We start from the raw sequence: 14,429 nt of genomic DNA, 5'->3' as shown, positions 1-14,429 counted from the left end.
GTCCCTTCCAGGCGCACATGCCGAGGGCCAGGGCCGCATGAGCCGAACAGATCCGTTCCCACCATACTCGCGACGCCGCGACTGCGTGTCTCCGCGGGGCGCTGTTCGGGCGGTGTCGTCGACGTGCCTGGAGTGGTTCGCGGGGCAGTCACCCGAACGTCCAGATCTGCCCGCCGCCGCGGCTGGAAGAAGCGCGATCGACGGCGTGACGATCACGATCTGCGGCCGGCTGACCACCTGGATCATCAGACCGTCCTGCGCCTGGCAGCGAGCCGGGCCGGGTCGGGCCAGCGTACGTCGTGGGCCCAGCCGAGCCTCTCGAAGATCCAGATGAGACGGGCGGCGGGGTCGATCTGGCCGCGCAGGACGCCGTGCCGGGCGCCGGTGGGGTCGGCGTGGTGGCTGTTGTGCCAGCTCTCCCCGAACGACAGGATCGCCAGTGGCCAGAAGTTGGTGGCCTTGTCCTTGCTGTTGAACGGGCGTTCGCCGACGACGTGACAGATCGAGTTGACCGACCAGGTGACGTGGTGCAGCAGGGCCATCCGGACCAGCCCGGCCCAGAAGAACGCGGTCAGCGCTCCCGTCCAGGTGCCGGTGACCAGTCCACCGATCACCGCGGGTAGCAGCAGGGACAGCGCGACCAGGGGCAGGAACAACCGGTCGATCACGCGGATGCCCCGGTCGGCGAGCAGGTCCGGTGCGAAGCGGGCCTTGTTGGTGACCTCGGGATTGAGGAACCAGCCGCAATGGGCGTACCACAGGCCCTTGGCCAGGGCGCGGACGCCGGTGCCGTACCGCCATGGGGAATGGGGGTCGCCTTCGCGGTCGGTGAAGGCGTGGTGCCGCCGGTGATCGGAGACCCAGGTGGTCGGGGGTCCTTCGACGGCGAGGGAGCCGGCCACGGCCAGAGCCAGACGCAGTGGCCGCTTGGCTTTGAACGAGCCGTGGGTGAGGTGGCGGTGGAATCCGGCCGTCACGCCGGCGACCGCGACCACATACCCGACGATCGCCATGGCGGCGTCGAGCGCGGAGAGCCCCCACCCCCAGGCGATCGGCACGGCGGCGAACAGTGCGACGAACGGCCCCACCACGAAGAACCAGAGCATGGCGATGGCCGCAGGTGACTGGGGTTCCTCGATCATCGGCTTGGGGCCGGGAAGAGTGGTGATGACAGGTGTGCTCATGGGTCGACTCCTGGAATCCTGTCGGCCGACGTGCATCGTGCGGACAGAGGTGGTCGCGGCAAGATATGAGGCCGCAGGAGTCTGGACGGCCGCCGGGACTACGTGGGCACCACGGGCCACGGCATTGAACCTGATGAGCGTGGGGTACCCCGCTTCCCGGTCGACAAACGGACACCACTCCGGTGCGGGCGGGCCTGCTGCGCTCGAGGCAGAGACGCACACCGTCCGGTTCATTGCTCGCATTCGCCTGTTTGCCGTCCGGCGGAGGGGGTAGCCCCCTCCACTCCTGGTCGATGCTTCAGGGAGGCGTCGCCCCTGATCATCTGTCGCCCATCGGGCGGGAGTGGATGAGATCTCCGAGCTTTCCTCGAAGAGAGGAGTCCTGTGGGCCGCTGCCAGAGGGGGACCGGCGGCCCACAGGACGGCCTTTCGGCACACCACTGAAGAGTCTCGGGGCGCGGATCCGGCATCCGATGTGGGATGGCGTGCCGCTCTCCCCGTCTGAGGGACGCTCGCCGGTCCCGTCCCGGGTGATGCCGTAGCGTCGGAGCCGCATCATCTCTGACTGTCGCTCCGGACCTCGGCGGCTATCCGCATCGTCGTCTGGAGCCTGTCGTGGAAGTGCCGTCCCGGGAAGCGTCTGCGCCTGTTTCGGGAAAGGACGCCTCCGGGGCGGTCGATGATGCCGCTCTCCTGGAGGCGATCTCGCGAAGCAGCGTGTCCGCCTTCATCGAGCTGTTCGATCGAACGTATCCGGCGGTCCGGACCGCGCTGACCACACTGCCGATCGACGGCGACCGGCGAGACGATGTGCTTGCCGCCAGTTATCTCGAGGTGTGGTGGCTGGCCGGCTGTCGCACCGAGCCCGGTCTGGACGTCGTCGAATGGATCATCGGTATCGCTCGCCGGCGGATCGGGGACACCCGTCTCGGTCCCACGTCGCCTGTCGAGCCGGTGGAAGCGGCAGGCCGGACCCCCGGATACGCGTTGCGGGAGCTGGCCGCACTGCTCTGCCGCCCGGTGGGCACCCTCGAGCCGGGCTGACCACGTCCGGCGCCCCGGAGTAGTACGGCAGGAGCCGGTGTCGGGCACCATGACGATGACGTCACATGGGCGGATCGTCCGACAGCTTCGCGGGGTCGAGACGGAGCATGGCGAGCAGTCCTCCGTGCCGGTCCAGGTCGATGCGGTCCGGTAGCTCACGGTCGACGAATGCGGCACGGCTGTGCTGGCCGCGCTCCCGGAGCGCGGCCAGCACAGCCGTTTTGGCGATGATCACTTCTTGAAGACGTCCTTGATCTTCTCGCCGGCCTGCTTGATGTTCGCGGACTTCTCGTCCGCCGTGCCCTCTGCCTGGAGATCCTTGTCGTCGGTGGCCTCGCCGACGTTCTGCTTCACCTTGCCGGTGGCTTCCTGCGCCTTGTTCTCGATCTTGTCGTCGAGTCCCATGACGTCCCTCTCCCGCGCTCCGCACGGACCTCGTCGGTTGACGACATCTCGCTGAGCGTCGGTGCTGCACCGGGGGATGCCCGTACCCGGCGATGCGAAACCCTTCGATGGCGGCCCGGCCGGAAGGCATGCCGTTCAGGTACGCCGGTGGCGCGAGCACGGTCCATCGCGAGGAGCACGTGCGGCCTGCCGTGCAAGACTCGGTGAGTGATGCCATCAGTACACCGAGCCGTTGATCATGTCGGCGCCTAGTGTGACCGCTGTCTCGCCGGTCACGTCGTGGCCGCCGGCCTGTGGGGCGTTGCCAGCCGCGGCTGCCGGGCGACGGCCTCTACGACGGCGGGGGAGCGGCCGCACCGCCACCGGCGCCTCGGGAGGCCGTCCGCCGGCCCTGGTGGTCCGCGCCGACGGCTCCGCCGCTCACCACACCGCTGAGGGCGGCACGCCGATCGGCATCCCGGCCGCTCCACGCCCGGTGATGCGGATCATATCGCCGGAAGTGACGCCGATCGCCGGTCTCAGCCCGCGGCGGCCTGCGGCTTCATCTCCTGCCACTTCTCGTGCGAGCCGCGCCACGCATCGGCGACGATCAGCGCCGACCCGCGCCCCGGGCACTCCTGTACGCGGTAGCGCCCCGCCGTCCCACCCATCTGGACCAGGACGTCCCACTGAGAGCCGTCACTGCGGACGTAGACGTCGCGTCGGAATCGGGTCGTGCTGCTGCCGTTCCACCAGTGCCGCTGAACCATCATCCGCCGACCCTACAGGCGGCCGGCTGCCGGTAGGGTCGCCGTCGACCGTCGACAATGGCCTTCAGGTGGCAGAGCTTCAGGTGGCACAGCTTCAGGTGGCACAGCTTCAGGTGGCACAGTGAGTGGGATCGAAGCGATGGTCCGGCTCCTGCGGCAGTCGCACCATGCCCGGCCTGACGACCTTCCGCAGATGGCGATGCGCGCCGCCCCGCTCGTCGGCGCCACCGTCATGATCATCTATCTGGTGGATCACCGGCAGCGTGAGCTGCTGCCCCTGATCGCCGGGACGCTCCGGCCCGGGACCCGTTCATGATCGACGGCACTCTCGCGGGGCGCGCGTTCACCACGGTCACCGTCTGCGTGAGCGAATCCGAAGCCGACGGTGTCCGGCTGTGGGCGCCGCTGATCAACGGTGCCGAACGCCTCGGCGTCCTGGAGGTCCTCCTCGACGGTCCGGCCGGCGAGTCGACGGTGGAGGACTGCGCGACGGTCGCGGCGCTGCTGGCCGAGTTGGTCGTCACCCGCGATCTCTACAGCGACACCATCGAACGGCTGCGCCGCCGGGAGCCGATGCTGTTGGCGGCGGAGATGCTGCGCGCCCAGTTGCCGCCGCTGACGTTCTCTACCGGCCATCTGATGATCAGCGGAATCCTGGAACCCTGCTACGACGTCGGCGGTGACGCCTTCGACTATGCCGTCAACGGCGACATCGCGCACCTGGCGCTGTTCGACGCCGTCGGCCACGGCTCCGCCGGCGGAATGCGGGCGGTCATGCTGGCCTCGCTCGCGCTGGCTGCCTACCGCAATGCCCGCCGCACCGGCCTCGACCTGATCGGTACCTACCATCGCATCGACCAGGCCGTTCACGACCACGACCGGTGGGGCCTGATCACCGCCGTGCTCGCTGAGCTGGACCAGCGCACCGGGATGCTGCGAGTGATCTCGGCCGGGCACCCCAGCGGTGTGGTCATCCGCCAGGGCAAGGCGGTCAAGATGCTGCCGACGCCCACCGCCCTGCCGGTCTCGCTCGGACACCACCGGCCCCCGGTCGTCGTCGAGGAGGCTCTGGAGCCGGGCGACCACGTGCTTCTCTACACCGACGGCATCATCGAGGCCCGTTCCAGCGACGGCGAGCCGTTCGGCATCGACCGGCTCGTCGACTTCACGGTCAAGGCCGTCGGCGACCGGCTGCCGCTACCGGAGACCACCCGCCGGCTGGTTCACGCCATCCTCGACCATCAGGACGACTGCCTGCAGGACGATGCCACCGTGCTGCTCGCCCAGTGGATCAGCCCGGCCCCGTTCCGCTCCGACACGGAGCTGCCGGAGTCCGACAACCGGACACCGCTCGGCACCGCCCCGTGAGCGGGCGCCGAGGAGGGGCCGTGGCCGGATCGGAGTAGTCGTCAGCCGCTGGGGTACCCGTACGGCAGTAGCCGCCAGATGATCGCACTTCTCCGGAGCGCGACAGCAGCGGTGGCGGGGCGTCTCTGATCACCTCGCTTTAGAGCACGGGGAAGTTGCCGGCCATGACCACTCTCGCTTCCACCGCAGCGGCGACGGCCCGGGAATGACCGTGGCCGACGGGGCCGGGCCACTCGCGGCCCGGTTCGTGCACGCGGCTCTGATCATCGAGAGCGATCGTGACCTCGACATGCTGGCGGCGGAGGTGGCCCGATCGGCGAAGCTCTACGACGAGGTTCTGGTGGTGGTCGGGGAACGGACCCGCGCGGTGCTGGCCGACCTGGCCGGCGATCTTCCGGCGGTGGTCCGCTGGTGCGCCCCGGACGCGTCCTGTCAGCGGCTCGGTGTCGCCTACGAGCGGTTCCGCCGCTATCTCGCCGACGAGCATCGGGCGGGACGGCGGGTTCATATGATCGCCGAACCCGACCTCGTCCGCGATGCGGACTCCGGTCTGCGGGCCGATCGGGTCGCCGCCTATCTGGAGTACGAGTCGATCTGCAACCACACGTACGCGCTGGGCGCTTCCACCGTCACCTGCGTCTGGGACTGCCGTAGCCACCCGGCCACGGTGATCGACCGTGTCCGGGCCACCCACCCTCACCTGGTCACGCCGGTCGGCCGAACGGCGTCACCGGACTATCTCCAGCCGGAGCGCTACCTGTCTGTACGTCACCACGTGCCGATGCGCAGACCACCGGCACACGTCGATCACGATGTCAGTGTCGGCGGGGTCGCCGAGCTCAGCGGACTGCGGTCGGCCATCGGCGGTTGGGCGACGGATCATCGGTTCATCGGAGAGGCGCTGGAGGATGTCGTGGTGGCGGTGGTCGAGGTCGCGACCAACGGACTGTGTCACGGGGACCCGCCGGTCCGGGTTCGTGCCTGGCATCACGGTGGCACGCTCGTCGTGCAGTGCGACGATGCCGGCTCCCGTCCGGTCCCCGCGGACGCGGGATTCCTTCGGCCCGATCCGGTTTCCGCGATGGCGGGTGGGCGGGGTCTGTGGTTGGCCCGGCAGTTGGCCGACGTGGTCATGGTGTCGTCAGCGCCGGGCCGGACGTCGGTCCGGTTGCACTTTCCCCGGGACATCATGCCGGCCGCATCGTCGTGACGCCCGATCTGGAGGGGAGACGATGAGCCCCGCCCTCCGGGAGGTGCGCGGACGGCGAGGCGTCGGTGTCGTCAGCTCGGGCGCCGCCGAAGCTTGGCGAGGAGCCGCCACACGTGCGTCTGGGTGACGCATCGATGGATAGTCCTCAATGCCATGATGGTGGGCCCGTGCCGGCGGAGAAATGCGCGAAATTGTCAATTCCGCCGTGGTCCCGGGTGACCGATCCGGGAACCCGGTCAGCATCGCACCATTTCAGGATTGCGGGGTCATGGCTATCCCCGGCGTTCGTGGCGAACCGAATTGGCAGTGGAGAAGGGCGTATTGTCCTTCAGTTGCGTCGGGTGAACAGAATGGCGCGAATTCTGCTGGGGTCGGACCCGTGTGGTGCGGGTAGTGTGAGGGGTGAGCAAGCCGCCAGGCGGGGTGACCCGGTCGGTGACGCGCCACCCGTCGAGGTGGCGCCACGGCGAACCACGGTGAGTCAGCGCAGGCACGGGGCCGTAAGGTTTCGGTGCGGCGCGATCACTGAGTGACCTGGCGGCTCACTGCCGTCCGGGCGTGTCGGCGTCCGTGCCGACGGCCAGGGAAATCCGGATCCCCGTGCCCGTCTCCTCAATCGCGAAACCTTCTCCTCGCCTGTCGCCGGGCAGCATCGCGGCATAGAGATCGGCGTTGGAAATGTCCACCGTTCCGCCTTCACGGGCAACCAGGATACTGAGAACAGCACGCAAATTGACGTCGCTGAGATAGCGCATGGTGTTACTCATTCCTGTGAGGGCGGAAATCGCGGTCTCCGCGGCTCCCGAATCCTCAGCCTACCCCGGTGGCTGTCTCGGCATCGATCTCCGCTGGTCGACGTCGGCGTCTCGGCCGGCGACCACCGTCTCGCGGGCGCTGACACGGCGATCGCTCTGGTCCAGGGACCGGCCGTACTCCCGCCCCTCGATGCTGGGCCAGGCGCCGTTCCGGGTGCGCGAACACCGACTCGGAGTACCGGTCGCCATTCCTCCGTGCTCCGCACCTTCTTGATCGGGTCACGGCATATGCTGATCGGGACCACAGCACGACCGCCCGGCGAACCCGCAGCGTTGTCGTGCGGAGGGGCGGGCACAGCGTGACCGAGGCGGCGGAGTCTGAGGGGCTGTCCTCGGTGTTGCCCGATGATCCACACGAAGCCGGGGCCGCTCGACCCGGTGAGCTCGGATCATCACGACGCAAGGCCGCCGACGGTCTGGTCGCCGACGGTCTGGTCGCCGGCGATCAGAGTCAGGCGTTGCGGGCCGTCCTGGACATTCTTGACGTGGCGGTGCTCGGCTACGACCGCGACGGCCGGACGATCCTGATGAATCCTGCTGCTCGATCCCTTGTCGAAGACGTGGGGGAACCGGCCGGAGACGATGGCGCCGTGCACACCCGGATGCTGCTCTTCGACACCACGGGACGGCGGATCGACGACGAACGGCATCCTGTCGCCCGGGCGTTGCGCGGGGAGTCCGTGCGGCATCTCGAGGTGCGCGCGCGGGTGGCCGACGGCCCGGTCCGGATGTATATGGCTCAGGGCGGTCCGGTGACCGGAGCGGGACGGCTCGCTGCGGTTCTGGCCTTCCACGACGTCACGCTGCTGGGCCGGGCTAAACAGCTGAAGGACTGCGTGGCCCGGGTCTCCGCGATCCTCGGCGAGCCCGGACCCGCAGGACTGATCATCGCGACCGCCGTGCGAACCGTCGGGGTCATGCTCGGCTGGGCCGCCAGCGAGTTCTGGTCCGTCGACCTGGTCGGGCAGGTGATCCAGCGGCGTAACCGCTGGCAGGCCGACGACCGGCACGCGACCGGCCTCGACCGCGTCGGCGATCTCCTCAGAGGTACGGGTCTGGCCGGTCGCGCATGGCAGAGCAGAACACCGGTGTGGGTCACCGACCTCGTCACCGATCCCCTCACCGCCGCTCAGACCGACTGGGGTGTGCTGCGTGCCGCCCTGGCCGTTCCCATCCCCATCGGCTCGTCGGTCCTCGGCGTCCTGATCTGCTACAGCGATCACGACGAGACACCCGACGACATGCGCACGGCCATCCTCACCAGCATCGCCGCGTACCTCGGGGAGTTCCTCGAACGACGCCGGGCCGACGATTCCTCCATCGCATTGGAGCACAGCCGCGACGAGTACATCACCCTGGTCGGCCACGAGCTGCGCACCCCGTTGACCAGCATCCAGGCCAACGCCGAGATGCTGCGCGCCGACCCCGGCATGCGGGCCGACGAACGACAGCAGATGCTCGAGGTGATCCATCGGCGCGCCGAGCAACTCAACCGGCTCGTCGCGACGCTCCTCGACGTGGCCGGTACGAGGGCGGGACACGTGTTCCTGCATCGCCGCCGCATCGATCTCACCGAGGTCGTCCGAGCCGCAGTCGGGGACGACCCCTCCACCGGCGTCGACGTCGACGCTCCGGCATCCCTGCCCGTCCACGCCGACCCGGACCGGCTCCGCGTGGCCATCGACGAACTGCTGCGCAACGCCGGAACGTGGGCCCCGCGGGACAGCCGGATCCGCGTCACCGTTCGCACGGATGAGCGCACTGCCGTGATAGCAGTCTCCAACAGCGGTCCCCGGATCCCCCCGATCAGCACGCTCGTGTCTTCGAGCTCTTCTACCGCAGCGACGAGTTGCGCCACGGCGGAATCCCCGGCGCCGGCCTCGGTCTCACACTCGCCCGGGCGATCGTCGAGCAGCACGGCGGGACCCTCACCCTGAGTGAGCCCGATGAGAGCACGACGACCTTCACCATCCGCCTGCCTCGCCATGCCGCGTGACAGTGGTGACGCCGGCCCCTACAGGTATTGGCCACTCGTCGCGCTGTCCTGGCGTGCCACCCGTACTGATACGACGTTGGCCAGGTTGATCAGTACGGCGTTCTCGTCGGTCTCCCTGTTGTACCGGGCACGGGTGAGGACCAGGCTACGACGCTCGTCCAGCGCTCGGACGATCGCCTCCACCGCCGCGTCCGGATCCGGGAAGTCGCTGGTCAGCACGGCCACGTCCTCGCCGCCCACGGGATGGAACCTGATGATCAGTTCAGTGTTGTCAGACATGGCGTCTCCTCACGACGTCGCCCGCATACCCGAAGTCACATGTTTCACGCCGGCGAGGGTCTCGACGGTCGTCACCGGCCGGCGCGTGCCGCGTGCTCGGCTCGGGCCGGAGCCCCGACCTCGTGTAGGTATCGCAGTGCCTGCCGGTAGGACGTGACGAGACTGGTCTGCTCGTACGGCACGCCGATCTCCGCGCAGTAGGCCTCGATGATCGGCTGGGCCTTGCGAAGGTTGGGCGCCGGCATGCCCGGGAACAGGTGATGCTCGATCTGGTAGTTGAGGCCGCCCAGCGCCACGTCGGTGAACCGGCCACCCCGGACGTTGCGGGAGGTCAGCACCTGCTTACGCAGGAAGTCCTCGTCACCGGCCGGGTGCGGCATGCCCTTGTGATTGGGAGCGAAGGTCATACCGAGATAGAGACCGAACAACGCCTGGTGAAGCACGAGGAAGCCGAGGGCTGGCAGAGGCGGCAGAACGATCAACAGTACGGAGAGGTAGCCGGCGGCGTGCAGAAGCAACAGCGTGCTCTCCAGGCGGGGGCGTTTCACGGCTCCGCGGCGCAGCGCCTTGATGCTGGAGATCTTCAAGTCGACGGCGAGCAGAGTGAGCAGCGGGAAGAAGAGGGCGGCCTGGTGCCGGGTGATGAAGCCCTTGAGCCCGCGCCGTCCGAGTGCTGACTCGGTGGCCCAGATGAGCACCTCGGGGGCCACGTCGGGGTCGAGGTCGTCGTGATTGGGGTTGTTGTGGTGCCGGGTGTGCTTCTCCATCCACCAGCCGTAGCTCATCCCGATGCCGACGTTGCCGGCGATGCGGCCGGCGATCTCTCCCGGTCGCTTGGTGCGGAACACCTGCCGGTGAGCGAGGTCGTGGGCCAGCAGCCCCACCTGGGTGAAGGTGATGGCCAGGAACGCCGCCGTCACGACCTGCCACCAGGACGAGCCGATCAGGAAGAACGCGGTCCACCCACCGAGGAACATGAGTGCGACGACGCCGATCCGGACGAGGTAGTAGGCGACCCGGCGCTGCATCAGGCCCTCCGCGTTGATGCGGCGTGCCAGGACGGCGAAGTCGCTGCCGGCCGTTGCCGCCCGCGACGCCGCAGCGGTCGCCGATGTCAGAGTTGTCATGTTCCCATCGAACCGCTCGGGACGCGATTCGTCAGGAGCACTAGGACCCTCGTCGTGGTGGTGCTAGCACTACCAGGACAGCCGATGCCGGAGGGAGGTGATGAGGTTCGTGAGAAGGCGGGTTGACGGTACGGGCCTGGCCCGGCGCGGTGTGCGCGGTGTGCTGGACGGTGCGGCGGCGATCGGCCTCGCGCTCACCAACATTCCGCTGCTGGCCGTCGTGGTCGGGGCGTTGGTGCTGACGCCGGTGCCGTACCTCGGGCTGGCCGTGGTCCCGTGGACCATGACGCTGGTCCGCAAGCGCACCGACCTGGAGCGCCGCCGTGCGTCGCAGACCGGTGTGCTGGTCGCCCGCCCGTACCATCCGTTGCCGGAACGTGTCGTCGCCGACGGGTGGGAGCGGTTCCGGTGGACCGTGACGGATCCGGCCACGTGGCGGGACCTGGCCTGGCTGGCACCCGGAGCCGTCGTCGGGCTGACTCTCGGGGCGATCGGTGTGCTGGTGCCGTTGTACGGGCTCCTGGGGCTGACCCTGACGCCGTCGTGGATCTGGCTCGGCACCGGCTGGTACGGCTACGGCGCGGTCTGGTCCGTCGACACATTCCTCGCCGGTCTGGTGTCGGTGCCGCAAGGTGTGATCATCCTTGCCGCCGGGCTGTGGGTGGCGCCGTGGTTGCGCCGTGTCGACGCGCTGTTCGCCCGGCTCCTTCTCGCGCCCACCAGGGCGGCCGAGCTTCGGCTGCGCGTCACCCAGCTGACCGTCACGCGCGCCGGGACGGTGGACGCCCAGGCGGCGGAGCTGCGCCGCATCGAACGCGACCTGCACGACGGCGCGCAGGCCCGTCTCGCCTCGCTGAGCATGATGATCGGCCTCGCCGACAACCTCATCGACCGTGACCCGGCCGAGGCCCACAAGCTGCTCGCCGAGGCCCGGGCGTCCAGCCGTGCCGCGCTCGCCGAGTTGCGAGACCTCGTCCGCGGCATCCACCCGCCGGTGCTCGCCGAACGCGGGCTCGACGGCGCGGTCCGGGCACTGGCACTGAGCCTGCCGATCCCGATCACCGTCGATGTCGACCTGCCGGGACGACCCGATCTGCCGCTGGAGTCCGCGGCCTACTTCGCCGTCGCCGAAGCGCTGACCAACGTCATCCGGCACAGCCGCGCCCACCACGGGTCGGTGTCCGCCCGGCACGCGGCCGGACTGCTGACCATGGTCGTCACCGATGACGGCAGAGGTGGGGCCGCCCCGGCCGCCGGCACGGGACTGCGCGGCATCGAACGCCGCCTCGCCGCCTTCGACGGCACGATCATGCTGTCGAGCCCACCCGGAGGACCCACCGTCATCACCATGGAGCTGCCGTGCGCGTTGTGATCGCCGAGGACCACGCCCTGCTCCGGGACGGCCTGACCCGGCTGCTGGGCGCCTTCGACTTCGACGTCGTCGCCGCCGTCGACAACGGCCCGGCGCTGCTGCCCGCCCTGCTCGAGCACCGGCCCGACGTGGCCGTCCTCGACGTACGCCTGCCGCCCACCTTCACCGACGAAGGCCTGCAAGCGGCCATCGCCGCCCGCACCCGGCTGCCGGGCCTGCCCATTCTCATGCTCTCCCAGCACGTGGAACCGCTCTATGCCCGGGAGCTGCTCAGCACCCCGTACGGCGGCATCGGATATCTGCTCAAGGACCGCGTCGCCGACGTCAGCGACTTCATCGACGCCGTCCACCGCGTGGCCGGCGGTGGCACCGCCATGGACCCCGAGGTGATCTCGCGGCTGCTCGCCCGCCGGGAGCCGCTGGCGGTGCTCACCGCCCGGGAACGTGAAGTGCTCGGCGAGATGGCGCAGGGCCGGTCCAACGCCGCGATCGCCACCAATCTGGGCATCACGGAGAAGGCCGTGAGCAAGCACATCAACAACATGCTGACCAAGCTCGACATGCCTCCCTCCGACGACGACAACCGCCGGGTGCTGGCCGTGCTGGCCTACCTGAACGCGTGACGGCGTGTGCGTGGTTCACCGGCGGGCCGGCCGGTCCGGCAGCAGCCGTTCCTCGAGATCCAGTTCGCGTTCCAGCACTCGCAGACCCTCGTCGGACAACCGTCCGGCGTCGCGCCAGCGCAGGCATTCCTCCCGCTGGGCATCGATGGCCACCCGGCGCACGTGCAGGGCGGCCTCGTACTGCGGCGAGATCGGCGGACCCGCCGAGTCGTTGTCGCGCAACAGGGAGAGCCGGTCCCGGTAGCGGCGCAGCCGGGCCCGCAACTGCTCGCGCATCGTCTCGATCACCTGGCCGCTGATGTCGTCGTGTTCCTGCTCCTCCAGCTCGTCGAGAGCGGTGAGGGCGGCCTTGACCGAGGCCGCCCTCGCCTCGTTGCGGAGCAGAGCCTGGTCGTTGTCGTCCGCGCGGAGCCCCAGCGCCCGCACCATCGGCGCGAACGTCAAGCCCTGCCCGACCAGGGTGACGAGCACGACCACGACGGTGCAGAACAGCAGCAGGTCGCGAGCGGGGAACCGCGCCCCCGTCTCGGTGACCAGCGGCAGAGTGAAGATCGCCGCGAGACTGATCACGCCTCGCGTACCCGCCCAGCTGAGGACCACGACCTCCCGGCCGGTCCATCTCACGGACGCCCTCTCGTCCGCTGCGCCCCGGCTCCACCGGGTGTGCAGCGCTCCGGGCACCAGCAGGGTGAGCACCAGCCACAAAGGCCGTAGCAGCAGGGTGACACCCACGGTGATCGCGACCGCGGCGACCACGGTGACGGCTTCGTATCCCGCCAGTCCCCGGATGACCTCGGGTAGTTGCTGACCGATCAACAGGAACACGAAACCCTCGAGCAGGAAGTCGACCAGCCGCCAGACCGCGTTGGTCTGCAGCCGGCCCGCCCCGGACGCTGATCGCGGCGTGTGATGCCCGACGATCAGCCCCGCCACGACCACTGCCAGCACACCCGAGACGTGTATCACCTCACCGAGCAGGTAGGCGCCGAACGGTATGGCCAGCGACACGGCGTTCGCCAGCATCGGATCGCCGCTGAGCGGCCTGGACAGCAGACGGACGGCGAAAGCGACCAGGACGCCCACGGCCACTCCCCCCACCGCGGCGAGCAGGAACTGACCGAAGGCGGCCGGCGCCGAGAACCCGTCTCCGGTGGCCGCGGCGACCGCGACGCTCAGGATGGTGAGCGCGGTGGCGTCGTTGAGCAGGCCCTCACCCTGGATCAGGGTGATGATCCGGGGTGGAAGCCCCACCTTGCGGCCGACAGCCAGTGCGGCGACCGGGTCGGGTGGAGCGACCGCCGCACCGACCGCGATGCCGGCGGCCAGGGTCGCACCGGTGACGAACCACGCGAAACCCAGGCCGATCAGCACCGCGGTGAGCAGGACCAGGACCACCGACAGGCTGACCACGGTACGCAGATTGCGGCGGATCGCGATCATCGACGAGTCCAGGGCGGCGCTGTACAACAGCGGTGGCAGCACGAACGCCAGGACGATGTCCGGATCCAGGGGGATGTTGGGTCCCGGTAGCAGGGCGTACGCGATGCCGATGATCGGCAACAGCGCGGCGGCGGGCAGTCCCGTCCGGTCGGCGACCCACCGCACCACCGCGACCACCGCGACAGCGGCGAGGACAAAGATCAGGACCGGCTCGACATCCACCGTCTCATCCTCGCGGACCGGCCCGCGCCGGCCGCGGGAACCGGTGCCGGGGATCGCCCCGGCCGGAGACCGGCGGCAAGTATTAGGGTCGGCAGCCGAATTTCTGTGCTACGGTTGGCCACGTTGCAGTTTTGATTTCCGTAGACGTTTTCGGCGCCTGATGGGTTATCTGAAACCCGCTAGGCGCTTTTTCGTTTTCCGTGCCGGTTCGGCGCGGGTGATCAACGCGGCGGCGTGAGAGTCCGCACAATGTGGATTCCGACGGCTTGCTAAGGAAAAAGACATGGTTACAGGCACCGTGAAGTGGTTCAACGGCGACAAGGGCTTCGGCTTCATCACCCAGGACGAGGGCGGCCCCGACGTGTTCGCCCACTTCTCGGCGATCTCGGCGAGCGGCTACCGCAGCCTCGACGAGAACCAGCGGGTGGAGTTCGACGTCACGCAGGGCCAGAAGGGCCCGCAGGCCGAGAACATCCGCGTCATCTGATCTCGGCTTTCACCGACGGCGGCTCGACTGGTTCAGCGAGCCGCCGTCGGCATTTCTCGGTCACAATGTGCCGAGACTGCTCACCCAAGATATCCGGCGGCCCGTGCT

Annotated in this window: 16 protein-coding genes and 1 pseudogene; 9 read left to right on the top strand and 8 right to left on the bottom strand. The window is 69.1% G+C overall.

Annotation, left to right across the window (positions count from 1 at the left end):
- Nucleotides 1-245 precede the first annotated feature (245 nt).
- On the bottom strand, nucleotides 246-1,184 hold the full coding sequence (locus ACQPZW_RS37640) for an acyl-CoA desaturase (protein WP_433790779.1): 939 nt from the start codon (nucleotides 1,182-1,184) through the stop codon (nucleotides 246-248).
- A gap of 717 nt (nucleotides 1,185-1,901) precedes the next feature.
- Here ACQPZW_RS37640 and ACQPZW_RS37635 point away from each other — a divergent pair.
- Nucleotides 1,902-2,228 carry a hypothetical protein gene (locus ACQPZW_RS37635; protein ID WP_433790778.1) on the top strand — a complete coding sequence of 109 codons (327 nt, stop codon included), beginning with the start codon at nucleotides 1,902-1,904 and terminating at the stop codon, nucleotides 2,226-2,228.
- A 61-nt stretch (nucleotides 2,229-2,289) separates the two neighbouring features.
- On the opposite strand, the gene ACQPZW_RS37630 is transcribed toward ACQPZW_RS37635, so the two are convergent.
- The 3 genes from ACQPZW_RS37630 to ACQPZW_RS37620 all read right to left on the bottom strand — a co-directional run bounded on the left by ACQPZW_RS37630 (nucleotide 2,290) and on the right by ACQPZW_RS37620 (nucleotide 3,385).
- The gene (locus tag ACQPZW_RS37630) at nucleotides 2,290-2,463 is read right to left on the bottom strand and encodes a hypothetical protein (protein WP_433790777.1); all 174 of its coding nucleotides are present in this window, start codon (nucleotides 2,461-2,463) and stop codon (nucleotides 2,290-2,292) included.
- On the bottom strand, nucleotides 2,460-2,633 hold the full coding sequence (locus ACQPZW_RS37625; protein WP_433790776.1) for a CsbD family protein: 174 nt from the start codon (nucleotides 2,631-2,633) through the stop codon (nucleotides 2,460-2,462). Before ACQPZW_RS37625 ends, ACQPZW_RS37630 begins: the two co-directional genes overlap by 4 nt.
- A 518-nt stretch (nucleotides 2,634-3,151) precedes the next feature.
- Nucleotides 3,152-3,385, bottom strand: coding sequence for a hypothetical protein (locus ACQPZW_RS37620; protein ID WP_433790775.1), 234 nt, complete (start codon nucleotides 3,383-3,385; stop codon nucleotides 3,152-3,154).
- Between the two features lie 118 nt (nucleotides 3,386-3,503).
- Between ACQPZW_RS37620 and ACQPZW_RS37615 the strand changes: the two genes are divergently transcribed.
- The 3 genes from ACQPZW_RS37615 to ACQPZW_RS37605 all read left to right on the top strand — a co-directional run bounded on the left by ACQPZW_RS37615 (nucleotide 3,504) and on the right by ACQPZW_RS37605 (nucleotide 5,960).
- Nucleotides 3,504-3,698 carry a hypothetical protein gene (locus tag ACQPZW_RS37615; protein ID WP_433790774.1) on the top strand — a complete coding sequence of 65 codons (195 nt, stop codon included), beginning with the start codon at nucleotides 3,504-3,506 and terminating at the stop codon, nucleotides 3,696-3,698.
- Nucleotides 3,695-4,750, top strand: coding sequence for a PP2C family protein-serine/threonine phosphatase (locus tag ACQPZW_RS37610; RefSeq protein ID WP_433790773.1), 1,056 nt, complete (start codon nucleotides 3,695-3,697; stop codon nucleotides 4,748-4,750). The genes ACQPZW_RS37615 and ACQPZW_RS37610 overlap by 4 nt, the downstream gene beginning before the upstream one ends.
- Nucleotides 4,751-4,955: 205 nt before the next feature.
- On the top strand, nucleotides 4,956-5,960 hold the full coding sequence (locus tag ACQPZW_RS37605; RefSeq protein WP_433790772.1) for an ATP-binding protein: 1,005 nt from the start codon (nucleotides 4,956-4,958) through the stop codon (nucleotides 5,958-5,960).
- A gap of 542 nt (nucleotides 5,961-6,502) precedes the next feature.
- Here ACQPZW_RS37605 and ACQPZW_RS37600 read toward each other — a convergent pair.
- Nucleotides 6,503-6,715, bottom strand: a complete 213-nt coding sequence (locus tag ACQPZW_RS37600; RefSeq protein WP_433790771.1) for a hypothetical protein — start codon at nucleotides 6,713-6,715, stop codon at nucleotides 6,503-6,505.
- A 587-nt stretch (nucleotides 6,716-7,302) separates the two neighbouring features.
- On the opposite strand from ACQPZW_RS37600, the pseudogene ACQPZW_RS37595 reads away from it, so the two are divergent.
- Together ACQPZW_RS37595 and ACQPZW_RS37590 are read left to right on the top strand one after the other, a co-directional pair.
- Nucleotides 7,303-8,238, top strand: a pseudogene (locus tag ACQPZW_RS37595) (GAF domain-containing protein); the annotation flags it as partial.
- Nucleotides 8,239-8,624: 386 nt separating this feature from the next.
- Entirely contained in the window at nucleotides 8,625-8,771 is a 147-nt protein-coding gene (locus ACQPZW_RS37590) for an ATP-binding protein (protein ID WP_433790770.1), read from the top strand.
- 18 nt (nucleotides 8,772-8,789) lie between these two features.
- Here ACQPZW_RS37590 and ACQPZW_RS37585 read toward each other — a convergent pair whose 3' ends face one another.
- Together ACQPZW_RS37585 and ACQPZW_RS37580 are read right to left on the bottom strand one after the other, a co-directional pair.
- Nucleotides 8,790-9,050 (bottom strand): hypothetical protein, encoded by a 261-nt coding sequence (locus ACQPZW_RS37585; RefSeq protein WP_433790769.1) that lies wholly within the window; start codon nucleotides 9,048-9,050, stop codon nucleotides 8,790-8,792.
- Between the two features lie 71 nt (nucleotides 9,051-9,121).
- Entirely contained in the window at nucleotides 9,122-10,177 is a 1,056-nt protein-coding gene (locus tag ACQPZW_RS37580; RefSeq protein ID WP_433790768.1) for a fatty acid desaturase family protein, read from the bottom strand.
- Between the two features lie 109 nt (nucleotides 10,178-10,286).
- On the opposite strand from ACQPZW_RS37580, the gene ACQPZW_RS37575 reads away from it, so the two are divergent.
- On the top strand, nucleotides 10,287-11,549 hold the full coding sequence (locus ACQPZW_RS37575; protein WP_433790767.1) for a sensor histidine kinase: 1,263 nt from the start codon (nucleotides 10,287-10,289) through the stop codon (nucleotides 11,547-11,549).
- Entirely contained in the window at nucleotides 11,537-12,172 is a 636-nt protein-coding gene (locus ACQPZW_RS37570; protein WP_433790766.1) for a LuxR C-terminal-related transcriptional regulator, read from the top strand. Before ACQPZW_RS37575 ends, ACQPZW_RS37570 begins: the two co-directional genes overlap by 13 nt.
- 15 nt (nucleotides 12,173-12,187) lie before the next feature.
- On the opposite strand, the gene ACQPZW_RS37565 is transcribed toward ACQPZW_RS37570, so the two are convergent.
- Complete coding sequence (locus ACQPZW_RS37565) at nucleotides 12,188-13,834, bottom strand: Na+/H+ antiporter (protein ID WP_433790765.1); 1,647 nt, start codon at nucleotides 13,832-13,834, stop codon at nucleotides 12,188-12,190.
- Between the two features lie 283 nt (nucleotides 13,835-14,117).
- Here ACQPZW_RS37565 and ACQPZW_RS37560 point away from each other — a divergent pair, with 283 nt between their 5' ends.
- Nucleotides 14,118-14,321 carry a cold-shock protein gene (locus ACQPZW_RS37560; protein ID WP_433790764.1) on the top strand — a complete coding sequence of 68 codons (204 nt, stop codon included), beginning with the start codon at nucleotides 14,118-14,120 and terminating at the stop codon, nucleotides 14,319-14,321.
- Nucleotides 14,322-14,429: the final 108 nt, after the last annotated feature.

Source organism: Actinoplanes sp. CA-252034 (assembly GCF_050956125.1).
Classification (GTDB): Bacteria; Actinomycetota; Actinomycetes; order Mycobacteriales; family Micromonosporaceae; genus Actinoplanes.
This window is presented reverse-complemented; position numbering and strand designations above follow the sequence as displayed.

Coding starts and splice junctions, on each gene's coding strand:
- ACQPZW_RS37610 (WP_433790773.1), top strand. CDS start 3,695: ATGATCGACGGCACTCTCGCGGGGCGCGCGTTCACCACGGTCACCGTC.
- ACQPZW_RS37560 (WP_433790764.1), top strand. CDS start 14,118: ATGGTTACAGGCACCGTGAAGTGGTTCAACGGCGACAAGGGCTTCGGC.
- ACQPZW_RS37580 (WP_433790768.1), bottom strand. CDS start 10,177: ATGACAACTCTGACATCGGCGACCGCTGCGGCGTCGCGGGCGGCAACG.
- ACQPZW_RS37640 (WP_433790779.1), bottom strand. CDS start 1,184: ATGAGCACACCTGTCATCACCACTCTTCCCGGCCCCAAGCCGATGATC.
- ACQPZW_RS37625 (WP_433790776.1), bottom strand. CDS start 2,633: ATGGGACTCGACGACAAGATCGAGAACAAGGCGCAGGAAGCCACCGGC.
- ACQPZW_RS37585 (WP_433790769.1), bottom strand. CDS start 9,050: ATGTCTGACAACACTGAACTGATCATCAGGTTCCATCCCGTGGGCGGC.
- ACQPZW_RS37605 (WP_433790772.1), top strand. CDS start 4,956: ATGACCGTGGCCGACGGGGCCGGGCCACTCGCGGCCCGGTTCGTGCAC.
- ACQPZW_RS37620 (WP_433790775.1), bottom strand. CDS start 3,385: ATGATGGTTCAGCGGCACTGGTGGAACGGCAGCAGCACGACCCGATTC.
- ACQPZW_RS37600 (WP_433790771.1), bottom strand. CDS start 6,715: ATGCGCTATCTCAGCGACGTCAATTTGCGTGCTGTTCTCAGTATCCTG.